Raw genomic sequence first — 17,961 nt, 5'->3', positions numbered from 1 at the left:
GCGAACCATGCCAGATAGAGATTATGGAAGGCTGCGGCGGATCGTTCGAATTTTAGCGATTTCGTGCGTTCCGGGCATCGGCGCCGACGAAACCGGGGCTTGCCGGCTACATATCGACGACGACGCGGCCCCTGACCTTGCCTTCGACGATGTCGCGCGCGGCATCGACGATGCCGTCGAAGCCGATCGTGCGTGACAAGGTCGACAATTTCTTGAGGTCGAGATCTTTGCCGATGCGGCGCCATGCCTCCAGCCGGACTGCTTTCGGTGCCATGACGGAATCGATGCCGAGCAGCGATACGCCGCGCAAGATGAAGGGGGCGACGCTCGACGGCAGATCCATTCCGCCGGCCAGGCCGCAGGCGGCGACGGCGCCGCCATAGGAGGTCATCGACAGCACATTGGCCAGGGTATGGCTGCCGACGGAATCGACGCCGCCGGCCCAACGTTCCTTGGCAAGGGGCTTGGCCGGCTGGCTAAGCTCCTCGCGCGAGATAACCTCGGCCGCGCCGAGGTCGATCAAATAGGGGCTTTCGGCATTGCGGCCGGTGGATGCGATCACGTGGTAGCCGAGGCTGGAGAGGATCGAGACGGCGACAGAGCCGACGCCGCCGGCCGCACCCGTCACCACCACGGGGCCTCGGTCAGGCAGGATGCCGTGGCGTTCCAGCGCCATGACGGAGAGCATTGCCGTATAGCCGGCGGTGCCGACGGCCATCGCGTCATGCGCGCTGATGCCTTCCGGCAGCGGTACCAGCCAGTCGCCCTTGACGCGGGCGCGTCCGGCATAGGCGCCGTAATGCGTCTCGCCGACGCCCCAGCCATTGAGGATGACATGATCGCCCTTGCGCCAATCCGCATGCGAGGAGTCGATCACGGTGCCGGCGAAATCGATGCCCGGTACCAGCGGCCAGCGACGTACCACCGGCGCCTTGCCGGTGATGGCCAGCCCATCCTTGTAGTTCACCGTCGTCGCCTCGACGGCAACGGTGACATCGCCTTCCATCAGCTCGGCTTCGGTCAGGTCGACGACATCGACGGATTGCTTCTTCTCGGCATCGCGCGAAACCAGGATGGCTTTGAACGTGGCGGACATTTTTTCTCCTCGGGTTTCCGTGGGTCGTTGGACTGTGCGGCGACAGACCCGCGCGGTCAATCTTGCGAAGGCTTCGGCTGGCGGCGCCAGCCGATCAGTTCGTCGAAGACGACAAGTGCGGCGCCGACCGAAATGAAGGCATCGGCGAGGTTGAACACGGCGAAGGACCAGACGGGCGTGTGGAACAAGATGTAGTCGATGACGTGGCCGTAGACGGCGCGGTCGATCAAATTGCCGAGCGCGCCGCCGATGATGAGCGCAAAGCCCACGCGGGCGACGATATGTCCGGCCGGCGTGCGTGTGGCGAGATAGAGCACGAAAGCGACGACCAGCACGGCGATAACCACCAGGCCGGTGTCGCCGAAGGACTGGAACATCGAGAAGGCGATGCCGGTATTATAGGTGCGAAACAGCGCCAGGAACGGCACGAGATCGACCTTTTCCTGGAAGGCGAGACCGTTCTCGACTAGTTGCTTGATCCACTGGTCGAGCGCGACTGCAACGACCACCAGCAGGGCATAAGGGGACCAGGATTTCACTTAATCAGTCCTCATCGCGTCTCGGTGGCGTCGAGCTTCAAGGCGCCGCGCCTTATCTCGAACAGCATGACGCCGGTGGCGACCGCCAGGTTGAGCGAGTCGGCGCGGCCGGCTTGCGGAATCCTGAGCAGCCTGTCGCAGCTTTCGGCCAGGCTGCCGGGCAGGCCCTGCTGCTCGTTGCCCATCAAAAGCAGCACCGGACCGCGCGAAAAATCGACGGACCGATAGTCGACCGCGCCCTTGAGATGGGTGCCGGCGACGAGGCCGGAGAAATCGCGCCGCCAGGCAAGAAAGGCCTGCTCGGTCGCCCTGGCGACCGGAACGGCGAAGATCGAGCCCATGGTGGCGCGCACCGTCTCCAGCGAGAACGGATCGGTGGTCTCGCCGACCAGGATGACGCCCTTGGCACCGACGGCGTCGACGGTGCGGATGACGGTGCCGAGATTGCCGGGGTCGCGGACGCGGTCGAGCGCCACCCAGACATCGCCATCCCTGGCGCGAATGTCCTTCAGCGCCAAGGTCTGCTGGGCAAAGACGCCTACCACCATTTGCGGGTTTTCGCGCCGGGTGATGGCGGCCAGCACCTTTTCCGAGACTTCCAGCACGGTGCCGCCGGCGGCAACGGTGCGCGCGGCGACCTTTTCGACCGCCGCATTGCCGCGTCCGGCCTTTGCAAAGACCAACGTTTTGATCGACCAGCCGAGGTCGAGCGCGTCGATGACCAGCTTCAGGCCCTCGGCCATGAAGGCGTTCTGCTGGTCGCGGAATTTCTTCAGCGCCAGCGCCTTGATGTCCTTGACCAGCGGATTGGCAAGGCTGGTGACTTCCTTGACCTGCCCGACCGGGCGGGCGCCGTCATGTGCGTTCATTTCAAGCCACCCAGCGCGAGAACAGCGAGGTCGACAAAGCGCGGCCGGCCGACTTCTCGCGAATGATAAGTTCGCCGGATTCGACCGTGCCGCCCATGCCGGCAAACGTATCGCGCATCAAGGCATGGATGGCGAAGAAGGAGGCCCGGATCGAATAGGCGGTGAGCACGGCGGCGATCGGCTTCGGCGTCAGGATCGAGCGGCAGAGATCGGTCAATCCAGGCAGATCCTCGAACAATTGCCAGACTTCGCCCTTGGGGCCGCGGCCATAGGCCGGCGGATCGAACAGCACGATGTCGTAGCGGCTGCCGCGGCGTTCCTCGCGCTCGGCGAATTTCACTGCGTCCTCGACGATCCAGCGGATCGGCTTGTCGGCAAGGCCGGCCATCTCCTGGTTCTCTCGCGCCCAGCCGATCGCCTTCTTCGAGGCATCGACATGGGTGACTTCGGCGCCGGCGCGGGCCGCGACCAGCGAGGCAAGGCCGGTGTAGCCGAAGAGGTTCAAGACCTTCACCGGACGCTTCGCCGCCGCGATCAGGCCGGCCATGTGGTCCCAGTGCGAGGCCTGCTCGGGAAAGACGCCGACATGGCGGAAGGAGGTGAAGCGGCCGAGATAGTCGATGCCGTCATGCTTCATCGGCCAGGTTTCGCCGAGCGGCGACTTGGGAAAGCGCCAGCGGCCGATGCCTTCCTCGTCGGTGTCGCCGGTGAAGATGGCGTCGGCGCGGTGCCATTCCTTCGCCGGCAGGGCGCGCTGCCAGATCGCCTGGCCTTCGGGGCGCACGATGCGATAGGGGCCGTATTGCTCCAGCTTCTCGCCGCCGCCGCTGTCGAGCAGCGCGTAATCGGCATTGGGCGCGACTTCGAGGATCAGCGGCAGCTTTTCGGCCGGCAACTGGCCCTCGCGGCGCGCCACTATGCGCGGCGCGGGCTTTACCTCCTGCCTGTCCTTCGGTTCGGGCCGCTCGGCAGGCTTTGCCGGCGGCCGCGCCGGCGCAAACGCATCGCGCGGGCGTGGCTGCTCCGCCCGGGCGGGACGGCTATCGCGGCGCTTGTCGCGAAAAGATTTCAAGAAGGATCAACTCCGGCGGTTCGGCCCGCTTCTGCCACAGCAAGGCCCATCGGCGCAACAAAGCATGCGCCGCGCGGACGTTGCGGCGGCTTCCGGCCGCGCCCGTGCGGTTCTATCCTGCGGTAGATGTCCCGTTCCGAACGCCTGCTCGACCTGATCCAGATCCTGCGCCGCCATCGCCAGCCGGTGAGCGGCCACACGCTCGCGGACGAGATGGGCGTGTCGATCCGCACGCTCTATCGCGACATCGCGACGCTGCAGGGGCAGGGCGCGCCGATCGAGGGCGAGGCGGGGCTGGGCTATGTGCTGAAACCCGGCTTCATGCTGCCGCCACTGATGTTCTCCGACGAGGAGATCGAGGCGATCGTGCTTGGATCGCGTTGGGTGGCTAAGCAGCCCGACAAGAGGCTGGCGGCGGCCGCTGCGGATGCGCTGGCCAAGATCGCGGCGGTGCTGCCGGACGATCTGCGCGAGGACCTCGATGCCACGACGCTGCTGGTCGGGCCGCGTTCGGACCATCTCGAAGCGATCGATCTCGGCGTCGTCAGGCAAGCGATCCGCGACGAGCGCAAGCTCGGCTTCGTCTATCGCGACGCCGAGGGCGCTGCCTCCGAGCGCCTGGTCTGGCCGTTCGCGCTCGCCTTCTTCGATAAGGTGCGGGTGATGGTGGCGTGGTGTGAGATGCGCCGGGATTTTCGGCATTTTCGCGCCGACCGGATGTCTGGCCTTACGCCCACCGGGATCCGCTATCCGCGCCGCCGTCAGGCAATGCTGAAGGAATGGCGGGCGACGCTCGATGCGCCCGGCCGCAACGGTGCGAAGGGGACTTCCGGTTGATCGATGCTGCCAGAATCTGACAGCAGGCTTGCATATCGTCTCCAAGGTTCAGAGACTTTGGAGACCAGACATGACCACGCCGAATTTCGTCATCCTCTATGTCGACAGCCCGGAAAAGAGCGGCGCTTTCTACGCCTCGCTGCTCGGACGCGAGCCGGTCGAATCCTCGCCGACCTTCGTCATGTTCGTGCTCGACAAGGGTTTCAAGCTCGGCCTCTGGTCGCGTCATACTGTGGAGCCGGCCGCGGCAGCGGCAGGTGGCGGCGGCGAGCTCGTGCTTGCGGTCGAGAACGCGGCGGCGGTCGATGCCACCCATGCGGATTGGATTGGCAGGGGCCTTGCCATGCTGCAAGATCCGACCGATCTCGATTTCGGCCGCACCTTCGTCGCGCTCGATCCGGACAATCATCGCCTGCGCGTTTACTGGCCCTTCGAGGGAGCGCAAGGATGAGTGGCTTCTGGATCGCGGTGGCATCGGCCGAGCATGTGCGGATCGGCCGCAAGAACGGCTTCATGCAGGTCAATCATGGCAAGGCGGCGCCGTTGCGCCGCATCAAGCCGGGTGACGGCGTCGTCTACTACTCGCCGAGCACCGTGCTCGGCGAGAAGGGCGGGCTGCAATCCTTCACGGCGATCGGCACCGTGCGGCAAGGCGAAGTGTATGAGGGCGTCATGGGCGGCGGCTTCACACCCGCGCGGCGCGACGTCGACTGGTGCGACGGCAAGGAGGCGCCGATCAAACCGCTGCTCGATCAGTTGGATTTTACCGCCGGGAAGCCGAACTGGGGCTATCAACTGCGCTTCGGCCTGTTCGAGATCAGCGAGCATGATTTCCGGCTGATCGGCGAAGCGATGGGAGCAAGCCCTGACTATTTGAGCGCCTTGTAGACGGCGATGCCGGCAGCGAGGTCTTCAAGTGCCGCGCCGACCGACTTGAACAGCGTGATCTCGCTGTCGCTTTGCCGGCCGTTCTTCTCGCCGCGCGCCAGTTCATGCAGGTCGGCGATGATCGCTTCGGGCTTGAGCACGCCGGAGGCCAGCGGCTGGACAATGTCGCCGGCCTCTTTGGTGGCACCGGCGCGGGTGTCGACATAGACGCGGGCTCGCGAGATGGCATCGTCATTGGCCTCGCGCATTTCGGGCGTGAAGCCGCCGACGAGATCGACATGGGTGCCGGGCTTCAGCCGCGCGCCCTTGACCAGCGGCGCGGTCGAAATCGTCGCCGACGAAACGATGTCGGCCTCGGCAAGCTCGGCGTCGAGGTCGCCGGCGGCGCTGGCCGAAAAGCCTTCGGCGCGCAAGGCAGCCGCAACCTTTTCGGCATTGGCTGCGGTGCGGTTCCAGATGCGGATGGAGGTGATCGGGCGAACCGCCGAATGCGCCTTGGCAAGGAAAGGCGACAGCGCGCCGGCGCCGATCACCAGAAGCCGCGAGGCATCCGTGCGGGCGAGATAGGAGGCGGCGAGCGCCGAAGCGCAAGTCGTGCGCCACTGGGTCAGCCGCTGGCCGTCGATCAGCGCTTGCGGCTCGCCGGTGACACCGTCGAGCAAAAGATAGAGGCCCATCACCGCCGGCTTGCCGATGGCATTGTTGTCGGGCGAGACGGTGACGATCTTGACGCCGATATGGCCGCCGACCGAGGTGCCGGCGGCGTTGAAGTCGGTCCATGCCGGCATCAGGAGCAGCGTCGAGGCGGCTCCATCCGGCCGCTCGACGCCGTGGTGATGCCGGACGGGCTGCACGGCGCCGTCGCGGAAAGCGGTGCGCAAGGTCTCGACAAGACCCGGGAAGGTCAGCGCGCTGTCGACCTCGGCGGCCGAAATGGTCAGCATAGAAGGCTCCGTGGAAAAGTGCCGATCAGTTGGTCGGCTTGGGCAGCGCCGGGCCTTGCGGCGCGGCCGGCGCGCGGCTCACCGCCTGGCGCAGGTTCTCCGCCTCGAGGCCGCGCTGGCGAGCGAGCTTGCGATAACGGCCCTGCTTCACCCAGGTGGCCAAGCTGCCGACGATCATGCCGACGGCCAGCGCCAGGAACAGGAAGATGAAGAACGGCCAGTTCAGTGTCAGTGCGGGATTGCCGGGATGGAACGGGTCGAGCGTGAAGGCGACCGGGCCGCGATTGGCCACGGCGAGCGCGATCAGGATGACGGCCAGCGGCACGAAGACCACGATGAGGATGAAGCGATTGAACATCAGATCTCCATGGGAGCGACGGCTTAAGGCGAGCATGTCTGTGTTCCGAAAACCGGCCCCCCCTTTCGGGAGACATGCTTTCACGCCACGGTTCAACCCGCCGGCGCGGCGCCTATTTGCCGCCGTTCAGCCTTTCGCGCAACTCCTTGCCGGTCTTGAAGAACGGCACCCATTTCTCCTCGACCTCGACGGATTCGCCGGTGCGCGGGTTGCGGCCGGTGCGGGCGGGGCGGTTTTTCACCGAAAAGGCGCCGAAACCACGCAGTTCGACGCGATTGCCCTCCGCAAGGGCGTCGGTGATTTCATCGAAGATCGCACCGACGATGTTTTCGACATCGCGCAGAAACAGATGCGGGTTGCGTGCAGCGATGATCTGCACAAGCTCGGATTTGATCATAGGAACGTTCCCCGTAAACCACTGCGGTCAATTATCAGGATGATTTTTATTGCTTTTTTGGCTCGCCCAACGGCACCTCAAGGGTGCCAGACCGAAACGAGACCGTCAAGAAACAAGCGGTCGGCGCCCAGTTCGTGAATGACGTCGCCGCCGGCATCGGGCAAGCCGAGCGCCTTGGCCGCCATTTTTGCCATCGACTGTGAGAGCAAGAAGCCGCCGCGCCCGTCGGTATCCTTCCATTCGATGACCTTGAGCTTGCCGTCGACGCCCTTGGTCGCCAGCCAGTCGATCGCCTCCTGCTCGCCGCCGAGAGCGTCGACCAGATGATTGGCGAGCCCCTGGCGGCCCGTGAAGATCGAGCCGTCGGCCAGCGCCAGCGCCTGGTCGCGCGTCATCTTGCGGCGGTCGGCGACGATGCCGACGAACCAGTCGTAGCTGTCGAGGATCAGCTTGCGCACCATGGCGCGCTCGTCGTCATTGGTCGGCTTGAACGGCGAGGGCGCAGCCTTGAGCGGCGAGGACTTCACCTCCTCCAGCTTGATGCCGAGCTTGTCCATCAAGCCGCTGACATCGGGATATTGGATGAGCACGCCGATCGAGCCGACAATTGAGGTCTTGCGGGCAACGATGTGGTCGGCGGCACTGGCGATCATATAGCCGGCGGACGCGGCAAGCGTGCCGATTTCGGCCACCACCGGCTTGTCGCCGGCAAGCTTGCGCACTTCCTCGAAGATCGACTCGCCGCCGACCGTCGTGCCGCCGGGCGAATCGATCACCAGGATGACGCCCTTGACCTGCGGCGAGGTGCGGATCGTCTCCAGCCTTGTGATCAGTTCGTCGTCTTCGGTGATGGTGCCTTCGATCCTGACCTTGGCAATGTGATCGAGCGCGCTGCCGGTAAACTTTCCGTCATAGAACCAGGAGGCAAAGCCGATCACCGCTGCCGCCAGAACCACAAAAGCGGCCACGCGCCAGAATGTCAGCTTGCGGCGCAGGCGGCGGCGGTCGATCAGGTCGTCGGCTCTCATTGCCATTGTCTGCCTCGTGAATGGTGGAAAAGGCCGCTTTTAAAGCAAGCTTCCGCGCGCGGCTACCGCTTTGGGTCTTTGTTTCGATGCTTGTCGCTGTCCCGCAACCGCGGCACACATGCATTAACGACAACCGCAGCCGTTGACGACGCCCTCACGAAAAATTAACGCAATGGCTGCGTATCTGCTATGAAGTGTACGAAGCCGCGCGGGATTTGGTGTCCGTCGCAGGCTGAAGTTTGTCATATTTTTGCAGTTTTGCTCGGCTTGTGCTTGCGTGCGGGGACCGGCATACCACCTATAGGCGGTGTTTGCGGGCATAAGGCTTTAACAGAAACGATCATGTTGGCGCGATCTGACGAAATGAGCGATGCCGAGGCTCCCGCGACGCCGGACAGCATGCGGGGCGACGCCTTTCATCGCGCGCAGAAGCATTCGCGGCGCGTGCGCGTGCTGAAATTCGCGGTGCCGCTGCTCGCGGCCGCGATCGCCATCGCCTTTCCTATCTATTCCTATCTCGGCGCGCCGGTATCGATCTCGGTGCAGGCCGACGGAACGGCATTTTCCGACGGCAAGCTGGTGATGGCCAATCCCAAGCTCAACGGTTTCACCAAGCAGAAGCTGCCCTATTCGCTGACTGCGACCAGGGCGACGCAGGATGTCGGCAAGCAGTCCATCATCGACCTCGAAGGCATCAACGCCAAGCTGCCGGTCGCCAGCGACAATGTTGTGGCGGTCGATGCCACGCACGGTATCTACGACCGCGACGCCAACACGATGGACCTCACCAGCGATGTCAGCGTGACCACTTCGGACGGCATGGTGGCGAAGTTCAAATCGATCTTCCTAGACATGGGCAAAGGCTCTATGAAGACGAGCAATCCGGTGGATGTCAGCCGTGGCGGATCGCGCATCACCGCGGATTCGATGTCGGTCGAGGACAACGGCAGGCTCGTGGTCTTCGAGAACCGGGTGCGCGTCAACATCGATCCGGCCGCGCTCAAGGCGGCGGGGGTACAAAGTGGAGAACAGAATGCGTCGCAGTAAATCCGCCTGGCTCGTCGGCGCGGCCTCCACATTGCTGGTACTGGGAACGGCGCATTCATTCGCGCAGTCGAGCGCGACCAGCCAGATTCCCGGGTTGAAGCTGTCGGGCGACCAGCCGATACAGATCGAAAGCGACAAGCTCGAGGTGCGGCAGAACGAGAGCATGGCGGTGTTCACCGGCAATGTGACGGTCAACCAGGGGCCGACCCTGCTCAAGGCCGGCAAGATGACGGTCTACTACGTCAAGCCTGCCAATGGCGATAAAAGCGCTGCGGCGGGTGCGTCGGCGATGACGGGCGCCGCCAACATCGACCACCTCGTGGTCGAGAACAAAGTCTACATCAAATCGAACGACCAGATCGCCACTGGCGATACCGGCAAATTCGATATGAAGACGCAGGTGCTGGTGCTTTCGGGTCAGGAAGTGGTGCTGTCGCAGGGCGACAATGTGCTCAAGGGCTGCAAGCTCACCGTGCAGATGAAGAGCGGCCTCGGCAATGTCGACGGCTGCCCGCGCGTCATCATGATGTTCAAGCCGCAGAAGCAGGACGCGCAGAAGCAGGGAGCGTCGAGCAACTAATGGCCGGCGTAACTTCGCTGCTGGCCCGTCTTCCGGGGCGGGCGGCCGCAAAGCCGGCTGCGCCGGCGACGGTCGGCACCGACAAGGCCAAGTTCAAGGGCACCCTGATCGCCAAGGGCCTGACCAAGAGCTACAAGGGGCGTAAGGTGGTGAGCGGCGTGACGATCGGCGTACGCGCCGGCGAGGCCGTCGGCCTGCTCGGTCCCAACGGCGCCGGCAAGACCACCTGCTTCTACATGGTCACCGGCCTTGTGCCCGTCGACGAGGGCACGATCGAGATCGACGGCTTCGACGTCACCTCGATGCCGATGTACCGCCGCGCCCGTCTCGGCATCGGCTATCTGCCGCAGGAAGCCTCGATCTTCCGCGGCCTGAATGTCGAGCAGAACATCCGCGCCGTGCTGGAAGTGGTGGAAAAGGACCGCAAGGAGCGCGAGCGCACGCTCGACGAGCTGCTCGAGGAATTCCACATCAGCCATCTGCGCAAGGCGCCGTCGATGTCGCTGTCGGGCGGCGAACGCCGCCGCCTCGAAATCGCCCGGGCGCTGGCGACCAGGCCGGCCTATATGCTGCTCGACGAGCCGTTCGCCGGCATCGACCCGATCGCGGTCGCCGATATCCAGCAGCTGGTGCGCCATCTCACCGCGCGCGGCATCGGGGTTTTGATCACCGACCACAATGTGCGCGAGACGCTCGGCCTGATCGATCGCGCCTACATCATCCATGCCGGCCAGGTGCTGACGCACGGCCGTGCCGACGAGATCGTCGCCAATGCCGATGTGCGGCGCCTCTATCTCGGCGAAGGCTTTACGCTTTAAGGTGTGTTGATATTCAGGTGATGCCGGCCTGCAAACGCCGGTTTCCTGCGCTTCCGGTGCTCACGTACGAAAAGTACGCTCCGCTCCGGTTCTCGAAACCACCGTTTTCGGCTCGGCCTGACCTGAATCTCAACGCACCTTGGAATTTTACGCAATCCCGGCTGGAAGGCTCCGGCGAAGTCGCCGAGCCCAAACGCTTCGCCCTTTTTCCTGGAGTTGCTCCGGCGCGTTAAATTCGTTTCCTCGCGGTGAATTCAGACGAATTCCGATCGGTTTTTCGCGATTCCTCGCCCGATAACGCTCCGGTAAGCCTCGACTGCTAGCGTTTGCCTTGACAAGCAAAAGCCGGGCCAGTTTTTATGGTCGGCCGGAAAAATCTGTTTCGGTTAGTCCGATGCGTAGACGAGGCGTTTGAACAACACCATGGCGCTGGCAGCCAAACTGCAGCTCAGACAGTCCCAGTCGCTGGTGATGACGCCGCAGCTGATGCAGTCGATTCGATTGCTGCAGCTGACCCATGTCGAGCTCGAGCGCTTCATCGACGAGGAGATCGAGCGCAATCCGCTGCTGGAGCGGGCGGAGCCGCAGGACGACGCGGTGACCGACCAATTGCAGAAGAGCGATGCCGCGCAGGAAAAGCCTGCCGAGGGTGATTGGTTCGAGGGCGAGACGGAGTGGAGCGCCGAGGCGATTTCGGACAAGCTCGACTCGTCGCTGGAAAACCTGTTTCCCGACGATCCCGGCACCAGCGAGCGGCTCGGGCCGGACCTGACGGCGCAGTGGAAGTCGGCTTCGGGTGGCGGCGCCGGCATGGCGGCCTCCGAAGGCTTCGATATCGGCGACATGGCCGCCTCCGTGGTGACGCTGCGCGAGCATGTCGGCGAACAGATCGCGCTTGCCTCGCTCAATCCCGGCGAGCGCCTGATCGCCGGCGAACTTGCCGATGGGCTCGACGAAGCCGGTTATCTGCGCGCCGAGCTCGATGAGGTCGCTGCGCGTCTCGGCGCGGACAAGGCGACGGCGGCGCGCGTGCTTAATGTGTGCCAGAGCTTCGAACCCGCCGGCCTTTTTGCGCGCGACCTCGCCGAATGCCTGGCGCTGCAGCTCGTCGCGCGCGACCGGCTCGACCCGGCGATGAAGGCGCTGGTCGCCAATCTCGAGCTTCTGGCGCGGCGTGACTTCCAGGCCTTGAAGCGCCTCTGCGGCGTCGACGAGGAGGACCTTATCGACATGCTGGCCGAGATCCGGGCGCTCGACCCGCGGCCGGGCATGGCGTTCTCGGGCGGTGCCAGCGACGCGATCGTCGCCGATGTCGAGGTGCGAGCGGCCAGCGACGGCAGTTGGGCGGTGGAGCTCAACGCCGACACCTTGCCGCGCGTGCTGGTCGACAACGTTTATTTCGCCAGGGTCTCCAGCCACACCAAGAACCAGGCGGAAAAGGATTTCCTCGCCGAGTGCCTGCAGAGCGCCAACTGGCTGACGCGCAGCCTCGACCAGCGCGCCAAGACCATCCTGAAAGTGGCCTCCGAGATCGTGCGGCAGCAGGACGCGTTCCTCGTCCACGGCGTTCGCCATCTCAAGCCGCTCAACCTGCGCACGGTGGCTGACGCCATCGGCATGCATGAATCGACCGTCAGTCGCGTCACCGCCAACAAATATATGCTCACCCCGCGTGGCGTCTTCGAATTGCGGTATTTCTTCACCGCCTCGATCGCCTCGGCGGCCGGCGGGGAGGCGCATTCGTCCGAAGCCGTGCGCGACCGTATCAAGCAGATGATCGACGAGGAGAAGCCCGCGGACGTGCTTTCCGACGACGCCATCGTCGATATGCTGAAGGAAAGCGGCATCGATATCGCCCGCCGTACCGTCGCGAAATACCGCGAAGGCATGAACATCGCATCCTCGGTGCAGCGGCGGCGCGAGAAGCGGGCTTTGGCCAACGCCGGCCGCTAGGCTTGCCGACCTTCGGGTGAGGCCGACCTGCTCGGGATTCACACAGGCATTCGCAGCCGCGGGAAGGCGCGGATTTTCCACAGTTCTCAAGCTTCATTGACAAGCCGCAATGAAGTGGCTAGAAGCCCGCCCGCATGAGCAGGGCGGTAATGCCAGCTTGCAAATGGGTCCGTCAGACAAGGCCACGGACGGCCAAGAAGGCGACTTGTGATCAACCGGAAAGTTCGGGTCTAAAATCGGCGCGCATGCCGCTGCGAAGCTTGTGCGTGCGCACCACGGGTATAAACTCGGAACAGTTTGAAGCCTGAGCAAGGAAGGTCAGTTTTCAGATGAATTTGCGCATTTCGGGAAAACACATGGACATCGGGGATGCGTTCCGCACGCGCATCAACGACCGCGTCGGCGAGGCGATCGAGAAATATTTCGATCGTGGTTTTTCGGGACATGTCACCGTCATCAAATCGGGATCGCGATTTTCGGCCGATTGCATGGTACGGCTGGATTCCGGCGCGTCCCTGCAGGCAACGGGCGATGCCCAGGACCCGACGCTTGCCTTCGAGGCGGCCGCTGATCGCCTCGAGACGCGGCTGCGGCGCTACAAGCGCCGGCTGAAGTCGCGCAATACCGGCAACGGCAATGGCGAGGAGCCGACCGATATCGCCTATACGGTGATGGCGCCGCTGACCGACGATGAAGAAGACATTCCGGTGGACTTCGCTCCGGTCATCGTTGCCGAATCAAGCATGACGCTGCGGACCATGTCGGTGGCGTCGGCCGTCATCGAGCTGGACAACAGCGACAGCCCGGTCTTCCTGTTCCGCAACGCCGGAACCGACCATCTCAACATCGTCTACCGCCGGCCGGATGGCAACATCGGCTGGATCGATCCGTCGACGACCAAAGTCGCTCAGGGATAAAAAGCCGGCCGCGCGAGGGGGCGACGACCGGCGCGGCAGGCGAGCAAGGGATTTTTCAAGCATGGATCTCAGTGATCTCATCAGCGTTCCGGCAATCATGCCGGCGTTGAAGGCGAATTCCAAAAAGCAGCTTCTGCAATTGCTGTCGGAGAGGGCCGCGGCGATTTCAGGGATTCCGGAGCGGGAGGTGTTCGATACCATCCTGCAGCGCGAGCGGCTGGGCTCGACCGGCGTCGGCAACGGCATCGCCATCCCGCACGGCAAGCTCGCCGGCGTGAAGCGCATCGCCGGCGTCTTTGCACGCCTGGAAACGCCGGTCGATTTCGAGGCGCTGGACGATCAGCCGGTCGATCTCGTGTTCCTGCTCCTGGCGCCGGAAGGTGCCGGCGCCGACCATCTCAAGGCGCTGTCGCGCATCGCGCGCGTGCTGCGCGACGCCGATACGGTGGCCAAGATCAGGGGAACGCGCGATGCGGTGGCGATCCACGCGCTGCTGTCGGACACGCAGGCCTCGCACGCGGCCTGAGGTTTCGATTTTTTTGGATTAAAGCTTCCAAGGGCCGCCGCGGGCGGCCCTTTCCATTTCTGAAACCGTAAGCCGCCTTTAGTGAATGGCGACCGTGGTCAGATCATTCTCCATCGCACCCGCCAGCGCCCGGTCACGGGCGTCGGAAAGCAGGATCGGCTGGCCGTTGGCGGCAAACAGCGCCCACAGCTCCATGCCGGGAGCGATTTCCTCGAGGCCGGGGAAGCGGCCGCGCAGGTCGTCGCTCGAGACTTTCCTGAGATAAGCGACCGAACCTTCGCCGAGATGGGCGAGTTCGCCGCTGGTCATGGTGGTGGTTTCGTCAGTTCTGGTCATTTCAAGCCTCCTTGGCGCGAGGACGCCAGGATTGGCCGCCTCGCATAGAGCCATCGGCGAAGATCAGTCTTTCACCGATATGTTTATTTTCCGTACCAGCCGCTCGGCCTCCGGACGGTCGAGGTCGATCGAAAGCAAGCCGTTCTTCAGCTCTGCCGCAATCACCCGCATGCCGTCGGCCAGCACGAAGCAGCGCTGGAACTGGCGCGCGGCGATGCCGCGGTGGAGGAATTCGCGCTCGGTGTCGTCGGTCTGACGGCCGCGCACGATCAGCTGGTTTTCCTCCGTGGTGACATCGAGGTCGCTTTCGGCGAAGCCCGCGACGGCGAGCGTGATGCGCAGCCGCTCGGCCTTGCCGTCGGAGGCGCCCAGGCGCTCGATGTTGTAGGGAGGATAGCTGTCGCCCGACTTAGCCAGACGCTCGAGGGTCTTTTCCATGGCGTCGAAACCCAGGAGAAGCGGGCTGGAGAAGGGCGTCATTCGACTCATTGTTACACTGTCCTCTCAAGAGCGACACAAACTGGAAAAACCCGGATGGCATTTTTCCCGATGGTCTTGATATGGTCCGCCGGCCAATCAAGTTCAAGCCGCTAAATCCCGCCCAAAAAGACTCCCCAAAAGGAATTGACATGCCGCAGTCCCGAAAGATCATCATCGACACCGATCCCGGCCAGGACGATGCCGTCGCCATCCTGTTGGCGCTCGGCAGCTCCGAACTGGACATAGTCGGCATCACCGCCGTTGCCGGAAACGTGCCGTTGAAACTCACCCAGAACAATGCCCGCAAGATCTGCGAACTGGCCGGCCGGCCCGACATCAAGGTCTATGCCGGCGCTATCCGCCCGCTGGCGCGCGAGCTGGTCACCGCCGAGGAAGTGCACGGCAAGACCGGCCTAAACGGGCCGCAATTGCCCGAGCCGACGATGAAGCTGCAGGAACAATATGCCGTCGATTTCATCGTCGAGACGCTGATGCGCGAGGAAACGGGCACGATCACGCTCTGCCCGCTCGGCCCGCTCACCAACATCGCGCTGGCACTGATCCGAGAGCCGAGGATCGCTCCGCGCATCAAGGAAATCGTCTTGATGGGCGGCGGCTTCTTCGAAGGCGGCAACGTCACGCCGACGGCCGAATTCAACATCTATGTCGACCCGCAAGCCGCCGATCTGGTGTTCAAATCCGGCATCCCGATCGTCATGATGCCGCTCGACGTCACCCACAAGGCGCTGACCACGTCCAAGCGCATCCAGGCCTTCCGCCAGCTCGGCACCAAGGTCGGCACCGCGACCGCCGAGATGCTGGAGTTCTTCGAGCGCTATGACGAGGAGAAATACGGCACCGACGGCGGGCCGCTGCACGACCCTTGCGTCATCGCCTATCTGCTGAAACCCGAGCTGTTCAAGGGCCGCCGCTGCAACGTCAGCGTCGAGACCTCGTCGGAGCTCACCATGGGCATGACGGTGATCGACTGGTGGGGCGTCACCAAGCGCGAAAAGAACGCCATGGTGATGCGCGACATCGACCATGACGGCTTCTTCGCGCTGCTGGTGGAGCGGCTCGGCCGGCTAAACTGATCAGCGCCTCTACTTCGCTTTCGAGAACGCCAACCACAGCCCGCCGCCGACCAGGAAACTGCCGCTGATGCGCGACATTAGCCTGACGCGGCTGGCTGACAGCAAGCGCCCGGCGCGGCCGGCGGCGAGGGCGTAGGTCGAATCCGACATTGCGGCGAAGACCATCGCGGTCAGGCCCATGACGACGATCTGCAGCGTGTAGTTGCCGTGCGGCGCGATGAATTGCGGGAAGAAGGCGCCGAAGAACACCAGCGTCTTCGGGTTGGAGATCGCCACCAGGAAGCCCTGCAGGAAGAAACCGCCGCGCGGCTTCCTGGCCGAGCCATCGGGATTCAGCGTGCCCTTGGCACGGAACATCTGCACGCCCATCCAGATTAGGTAGGCGGCGCCGATCAGCCGCACCCATTCGAACCAGTGGCCCATGCCGGCGATCAGCGTGTTGAGGCCGATGCCGACGATGGCGATCATGATGGCGAGGCCGGCCTGGGTGCCGGCGACATTAGCAAGTCCGGCTTTCGAGCCGTGGCGGATGCTGTTGGCGATGATCAGCGTCACCGTCGGTCCAGGCACCAGGATGATGACGATGCAGGCGACGACATAGGTGGCGTAAAGTTCCAGCGACATGGTCTTTCCTCGGGGGATAGAGGTGATGCGGCGGTGGCGCGAGCGATCAATGCACGGCGCTTTTGCCGGCGCAAGCGGCACGCTGTGGACCAGTGACGAGACGCTTATACCGCTCCGGCCTTCCAAGGCAGGGTTGCCTCATAGGCCGCGCCTGCCCGCAGCACGTCGAGGTCGCCTCGCGGCCGGCCGATCAACTGCATGCCCATCGGCCGGCCTTTTTCGTTGAAGCCGGCCGGCACGTTGAGCGCCGGGCAGCCGCCCAGCGTGGCGAAGGCCGAGACTTGCATCCAGCGGTGATAGCTGTCCATCGGCCGTCCGGCGACTTCGCTCGGCCAATGGGTCGAGACCGCGAAAGGGAAGACCTGTGCGCTGGGCAGGGCGATGAGGTCGAAGCGCTCGAACAGCGACAGCAGCGTCTTGTGCCATGACGTGCGCCGGACGGTTGCCGCATGGACCTGCGGCGCGTTGAGGCGCATCGCCTGCTCCACTTCCCAGACCGCCTCCGGTTTCAGCAGCTTGCGCTTTGCCGGGTCGTCGTAATGTGCCTTCAGCCCGCAGCCGCTGCTTGCCTGGCGCAGGGTGACGAAGGCCTGCCACAGCGCCTCGAAATCGACGTCAGGCACCAGCGCCTCGCTCTCGAACGACGCATCGGCGAAGCGGGCGAGTGATGTCTCGCAAAGGTCGAGGACACCCGGCTCCATCGGCAGGTGACCGCCGAGGTCGCCCAGCCAGGCGATGCGGCCGCCGGCCGCTTTGGCCCGCAAGCTGTCGAGGAATGAGCCCTGGCTGTCATGCGACAGCGGCGCCTGCGGGTGATAGCCGGCCTGTTCGTCGAGCAGCAGTGCGATGTCGCGTATATTGCGGCCCATCGGCCCTTCGACGCCCATCTGGGCATGGAAGACATCGAAGGCTGGACCCGCCGGCACCAGACCTTGCGACGGGCGAAAACCATAGACGTTGTTGTAGGCGGCCGGGTTGCGCAGCGAACCGCCGAAATCGCTGCCGTCGGCAACCGGCACCATGTCGAGCGCCAAGGCCACGGCCGCGCCGCCGCTGGAGCCGCCGGCGATCAAAGCCGGGTCGAAGGCGTTGAGCGTCGGCCCGAAGACCGGATTGTAGGTGTTGGAGCCCAGCCCGAACTCCGGAACGTTGGTCTTGCCTATGATGATGGCGCCGGCCTTGCGGAGGCGATCGACGAAGATCTCGTCTTCCTGCGGGATGAAATCGGCGAAGATCGGCGAGCCGAAGGTGGTCCTGAGTCCTTTGGTCAGCGCAAGGTCCTTTATCGCGATGGGCAGGCCGAACAGCGAGCCGGCCTCGCCGCCCCGCGCCAGATGGGCATCGGCGCCGGCGGCCTCGGCCAGGATGTCGGCGCGCTCGCGCAGCGACACGATGGCGTTGACCAGCGGGTTCACCGCCTCGATGCGGTCGAGGAAGGCGGCGACCACCTCGCGCACCGACAGGCGGCGCTGCCGGATGGCTTCGGTGAGATCGACGGCGGAGAGGCGGCAAATGTCGCTGGCCGGCGGCACGGCATGTTTGGTGGCCGGGCGCATCT

At 64.3% G+C, this 17,961-nt stretch carries 22 protein-coding genes; 10 read left to right on the top strand and 12 right to left on the bottom strand.

Features of this window, described 5'->3' with window-relative positions; translation table 11 throughout:
• Nucleotides 1–106: 106 nt before the first annotated feature.
• From FJ988_RS23540 to FJ988_RS23525, 4 genes are read right to left on the bottom strand one after another with little or no spacing between them, the layout of a single operon-like run.
• Nucleotides 107–1,096, bottom strand: coding sequence for an MDR family oxidoreductase (locus FJ988_RS23540; RefSeq protein WP_140820743.1), 990 nt, complete (start codon nt 1,094–1,096; stop codon nt 107–109).
• Between the two features lie 56 nt (nt 1,097–1,152).
• On the bottom strand, nt 1,153–1,635 hold the full coding sequence (gene lspA, locus FJ988_RS23535) for a signal peptidase II (RefSeq protein ID WP_140820742.1): 483 nt from the start codon (nt 1,633–1,635) through the stop codon (nt 1,153–1,155).
• An 11-nt stretch (nt 1,636–1,646) separates the two neighbouring features.
• A complete protein-coding gene (locus FJ988_RS23530; protein ID WP_140820741.1) occupies nt 1,647–2,504 on the bottom strand; it encodes an RNA methyltransferase in 858 nt (285 codons plus the stop codon).
• A 1-nt stretch (nt 2,505) separates the two neighbouring features.
• A complete protein-coding gene (locus FJ988_RS23525; RefSeq protein WP_140820740.1) occupies nt 2,506–3,576 on the bottom strand; it encodes a class I SAM-dependent rRNA methyltransferase in 1,071 nt (356 codons plus the stop codon).
• Nucleotides 3,577–3,702: 126 nt separating this feature from the next.
• On the opposite strand from FJ988_RS23525, the gene FJ988_RS23520 reads away from it, so the two are divergent.
• From FJ988_RS23520 to FJ988_RS23510, 3 genes are all read left to right on the top strand, one after another.
• Nucleotides 3,703–4,413 carry a YafY family protein gene (locus FJ988_RS23520; RefSeq protein ID WP_140820739.1) on the top strand — a complete coding sequence of 237 codons (711 nt, stop codon included), beginning with the start codon at nt 3,703–3,705 and terminating at the stop codon, nt 4,411–4,413.
• Nucleotides 4,414–4,483: 70 nt separating this feature from the next.
• On the top strand, nt 4,484–4,864 hold the full coding sequence (locus FJ988_RS23515; RefSeq protein ID WP_140820738.1) for a VOC family protein: 381 nt from the start codon (nt 4,484–4,486) through the stop codon (nt 4,862–4,864).
• Entirely contained in the window at nt 4,861–5,301 is a 441-nt protein-coding gene (locus tag FJ988_RS23510; protein ID WP_140820737.1) for an EVE domain-containing protein, read from the top strand. The genes FJ988_RS23515 and FJ988_RS23510 overlap by 4 nt, the downstream gene beginning before the upstream one ends.
• Here FJ988_RS23510 and FJ988_RS23505 read toward each other — a convergent pair.
• The 4 genes from FJ988_RS23505 to sppA all read right to left on the bottom strand — a co-directional run bounded on the left by FJ988_RS23505 (nt 5,283) and on the right by sppA (nt 8,034).
• The gene (locus FJ988_RS23505) at nt 5,283–6,245 is read right to left on the bottom strand and encodes an ornithine cyclodeaminase family protein (RefSeq protein ID WP_140820736.1); all 963 of its coding nucleotides are present in this window, start codon (nt 6,243–6,245) and stop codon (nt 5,283–5,285) included. The two genes, FJ988_RS23510 and FJ988_RS23505, sit on opposite strands and share 19 nt — an antisense overlap.
• Nucleotides 6,246–6,270: 25 nt before the next feature.
• Nucleotides 6,271–6,603 (bottom strand): DUF1049 domain-containing protein, encoded by a 333-nt coding sequence (locus tag FJ988_RS23500; RefSeq protein WP_140820735.1) that lies wholly within the window; start codon nt 6,601–6,603, stop codon nt 6,271–6,273.
• A 112-nt stretch (nt 6,604–6,715) separates the two neighbouring features.
• Nucleotides 6,716–7,000 carry an integration host factor subunit beta gene (locus FJ988_RS23495; RefSeq protein ID WP_027165368.1) on the bottom strand — a complete coding sequence of 95 codons (285 nt, stop codon included), beginning with the start codon at nt 6,998–7,000 and terminating at the stop codon, nt 6,716–6,718.
• A 77-nt stretch (nt 7,001–7,077) separates the two neighbouring features.
• Complete coding sequence (gene sppA / locus FJ988_RS23490) at nt 7,078–8,034, bottom strand: signal peptide peptidase SppA (RefSeq protein WP_140820734.1); 957 nt, start codon at nt 8,032–8,034, stop codon at nt 7,078–7,080.
• A gap of 336 nt (nt 8,035–8,370) precedes the next feature.
• On the opposite strand from sppA, the gene lptC reads away from it, so the two are divergent.
• From lptC to ptsN, 6 genes are all read left to right on the top strand, one after another.
• Nucleotides 8,371–9,075 carry an LPS export ABC transporter periplasmic protein LptC gene (lptC, locus tag FJ988_RS23485; protein WP_140820733.1) on the top strand — a complete coding sequence of 235 codons (705 nt, stop codon included), beginning with the start codon at nt 8,371–8,373 and terminating at the stop codon, nt 9,073–9,075.
• On the top strand, nt 9,062–9,655 hold the full coding sequence (locus FJ988_RS23480) for an LptA/OstA family protein (RefSeq protein WP_140820732.1): 594 nt from the start codon (nt 9,062–9,064) through the stop codon (nt 9,653–9,655). Before lptC ends, FJ988_RS23480 begins: the two co-directional genes overlap by 14 nt.
• On the top strand, nt 9,655–10,473 hold the full coding sequence (gene lptB / locus FJ988_RS23475) for an LPS export ABC transporter ATP-binding protein (protein WP_140820731.1): 819 nt from the start codon (nt 9,655–9,657) through the stop codon (nt 10,471–10,473). Before FJ988_RS23480 ends, lptB begins: the two co-directional genes overlap by 1 nt.
• Nucleotides 10,474–10,896: 423 nt before the next feature.
• A complete protein-coding gene (gene rpoN, locus FJ988_RS23470) occupies nt 10,897–12,426 on the top strand; it encodes an RNA polymerase factor sigma-54 (protein WP_140820730.1) in 1,530 nt (509 codons plus the stop codon).
• Between the two features lie 329 nt (nt 12,427–12,755).
• A complete protein-coding gene (gene hpf, locus FJ988_RS23465; protein WP_140820729.1) occupies nt 12,756–13,343 on the top strand; it encodes a ribosome hibernation-promoting factor, HPF/YfiA family in 588 nt (195 codons plus the stop codon).
• Between the two features lie 61 nt (nt 13,344–13,404).
• Nucleotides 13,405–13,869 (top strand): PTS IIA-like nitrogen regulatory protein PtsN, encoded by a 465-nt coding sequence (gene ptsN / locus FJ988_RS23460; protein WP_042641064.1) that lies wholly within the window; start codon nt 13,405–13,407, stop codon nt 13,867–13,869.
• Nucleotides 13,870–13,947: 78 nt separating this feature from the next.
• Here ptsN and FJ988_RS23455 read toward each other — a convergent pair whose 3' ends face one another.
• Nucleotides 13,948–14,205, bottom strand: coding sequence for a DUF1150 family protein (locus tag FJ988_RS23455; protein WP_140820728.1), 258 nt, complete (start codon nt 14,203–14,205; stop codon nt 13,948–13,950).
• Nucleotides 14,206–14,268: 63 nt separating this feature from the next.
• Nucleotides 14,269–14,694 carry an Hsp20 family protein gene (locus tag FJ988_RS23450; protein ID WP_140820727.1) on the bottom strand — a complete coding sequence of 142 codons (426 nt, stop codon included), beginning with the start codon at nt 14,692–14,694 and terminating at the stop codon, nt 14,269–14,271.
• Between the two features lie 140 nt (nt 14,695–14,834).
• Here FJ988_RS23450 and FJ988_RS23445 point away from each other — a divergent pair, with 140 nt between their 5' ends.
• Nucleotides 14,835–15,779, top strand: coding sequence for a nucleoside hydrolase (locus FJ988_RS23445; RefSeq protein WP_140820726.1), 945 nt, complete (start codon nt 14,835–14,837; stop codon nt 15,777–15,779).
• A 9-nt stretch (nt 15,780–15,788) separates the two neighbouring features.
• On the opposite strand, the gene FJ988_RS23440 is transcribed toward FJ988_RS23445, so the two are convergent.
• Both FJ988_RS23440 and FJ988_RS23435 read right to left on the bottom strand, forming a co-directional pair.
• Nucleotides 15,789–16,403 carry a LysE family translocator gene (locus tag FJ988_RS23440; RefSeq protein ID WP_140820725.1) on the bottom strand — a complete coding sequence of 205 codons (615 nt, stop codon included), beginning with the start codon at nt 16,401–16,403 and terminating at the stop codon, nt 15,789–15,791.
• A gap of 104 nt (nt 16,404–16,507) precedes the next feature.
• Nucleotides 16,508–17,959 (bottom strand): amidase, encoded by a 1,452-nt coding sequence (locus FJ988_RS23435; RefSeq protein WP_140820724.1) that lies wholly within the window; start codon nt 17,957–17,959, stop codon nt 16,508–16,510.
• Nucleotides 17,960–17,961: the final 2 nt, after the last annotated feature.

Source organism: Mesorhizobium sp. CU3 (genome assembly GCF_006442965.1).
Classification (GTDB): Bacteria; Pseudomonadota; Alphaproteobacteria; order Rhizobiales; family Rhizobiaceae; genus Mesorhizobium.
This window is presented reverse-complemented; position numbering and strand designations above follow the sequence as displayed.

What these genes read in the sequence shown, in the direction of transcription:
- FJ988_RS23540 (WP_140820743.1), bottom strand. Translation starts at nt 1,096, where the DNA reads ATGTCCGCCACGTTCAAAGCCATCCTGGTTTCGCGCGATGCCGAGAAG.
- FJ988_RS23530 (WP_140820741.1), bottom strand. Translation starts at nt 2,504, where the DNA reads ATGAACGCACATGACGGCGCCCGCCCGGTCGGGCAGGTCAAGGAAGTC.
- FJ988_RS23520 (WP_140820739.1), top strand. Translation starts at nt 3,703, where the DNA reads ATGTCCCGTTCCGAACGCCTGCTCGACCTGATCCAGATCCTGCGCCGC.
- FJ988_RS23515 (WP_140820738.1), top strand. Translation starts at nt 4,484, where the DNA reads ATGACCACGCCGAATTTCGTCATCCTCTATGTCGACAGCCCGGAAAAG.
- FJ988_RS23510 (WP_140820737.1), top strand. Translation starts at nt 4,861, where the DNA reads ATGAGTGGCTTCTGGATCGCGGTGGCATCGGCCGAGCATGTGCGGATC.
- FJ988_RS23505 (WP_140820736.1), bottom strand. Translation starts at nt 6,245, where the DNA reads ATGCTGACCATTTCGGCCGCCGAGGTCGACAGCGCGCTGACCTTCCCG.
- FJ988_RS23500 (WP_140820735.1), bottom strand. Translation starts at nt 6,603, where the DNA reads ATGTTCAATCGCTTCATCCTCATCGTGGTCTTCGTGCCGCTGGCCGTC.
- FJ988_RS23495 (WP_027165368.1), bottom strand. Translation starts at nt 7,000, where the DNA reads ATGATCAAATCCGAGCTTGTGCAGATCATCGCTGCACGCAACCCGCAT.
- sppA (WP_140820734.1), bottom strand. Translation starts at nt 8,034, where the DNA reads ATGGCAATGAGAGCCGACGACCTGATCGACCGCCGCCGCCTGCGCCGC.
- lptC (WP_140820733.1), top strand. Translation starts at nt 8,371, where the DNA reads ATGTTGGCGCGATCTGACGAAATGAGCGATGCCGAGGCTCCCGCGACG.
- FJ988_RS23480 (WP_140820732.1), top strand. Translation starts at nt 9,062, where the DNA reads ATGCGTCGCAGTAAATCCGCCTGGCTCGTCGGCGCGGCCTCCACATTG.
- lptB (WP_140820731.1), top strand. Translation starts at nt 9,655, where the DNA reads ATGGCCGGCGTAACTTCGCTGCTGGCCCGTCTTCCGGGGCGGGCGGCC.
- rpoN (WP_140820730.1), top strand. Translation starts at nt 10,897, where the DNA reads ATGGCGCTGGCAGCCAAACTGCAGCTCAGACAGTCCCAGTCGCTGGTG.
- hpf (WP_140820729.1), top strand. Translation starts at nt 12,756, where the DNA reads ATGAATTTGCGCATTTCGGGAAAACACATGGACATCGGGGATGCGTTC.
- ptsN (WP_042641064.1), top strand. Translation starts at nt 13,405, where the DNA reads ATGGATCTCAGTGATCTCATCAGCGTTCCGGCAATCATGCCGGCGTTG.
- FJ988_RS23455 (WP_140820728.1), bottom strand. Translation starts at nt 14,205, where the DNA reads ATGACCAGAACTGACGAAACCACCACCATGACCAGCGGCGAACTCGCC.
- FJ988_RS23450 (WP_140820727.1), bottom strand. Translation starts at nt 14,694, where the DNA reads ATGAGTCGAATGACGCCCTTCTCCAGCCCGCTTCTCCTGGGTTTCGAC.
- FJ988_RS23445 (WP_140820726.1), top strand. Translation starts at nt 14,835, where the DNA reads ATGCCGCAGTCCCGAAAGATCATCATCGACACCGATCCCGGCCAGGAC.
- FJ988_RS23440 (WP_140820725.1), bottom strand. Translation starts at nt 16,403, where the DNA reads ATGTCGCTGGAACTTTACGCCACCTATGTCGTCGCCTGCATCGTCATC.
- FJ988_RS23435 (WP_140820724.1), bottom strand. Translation starts at nt 17,959, where the DNA reads ATGCGCCCGGCCACCAAACATGCCGTGCCGCCGGCCAGCGACATTTGC.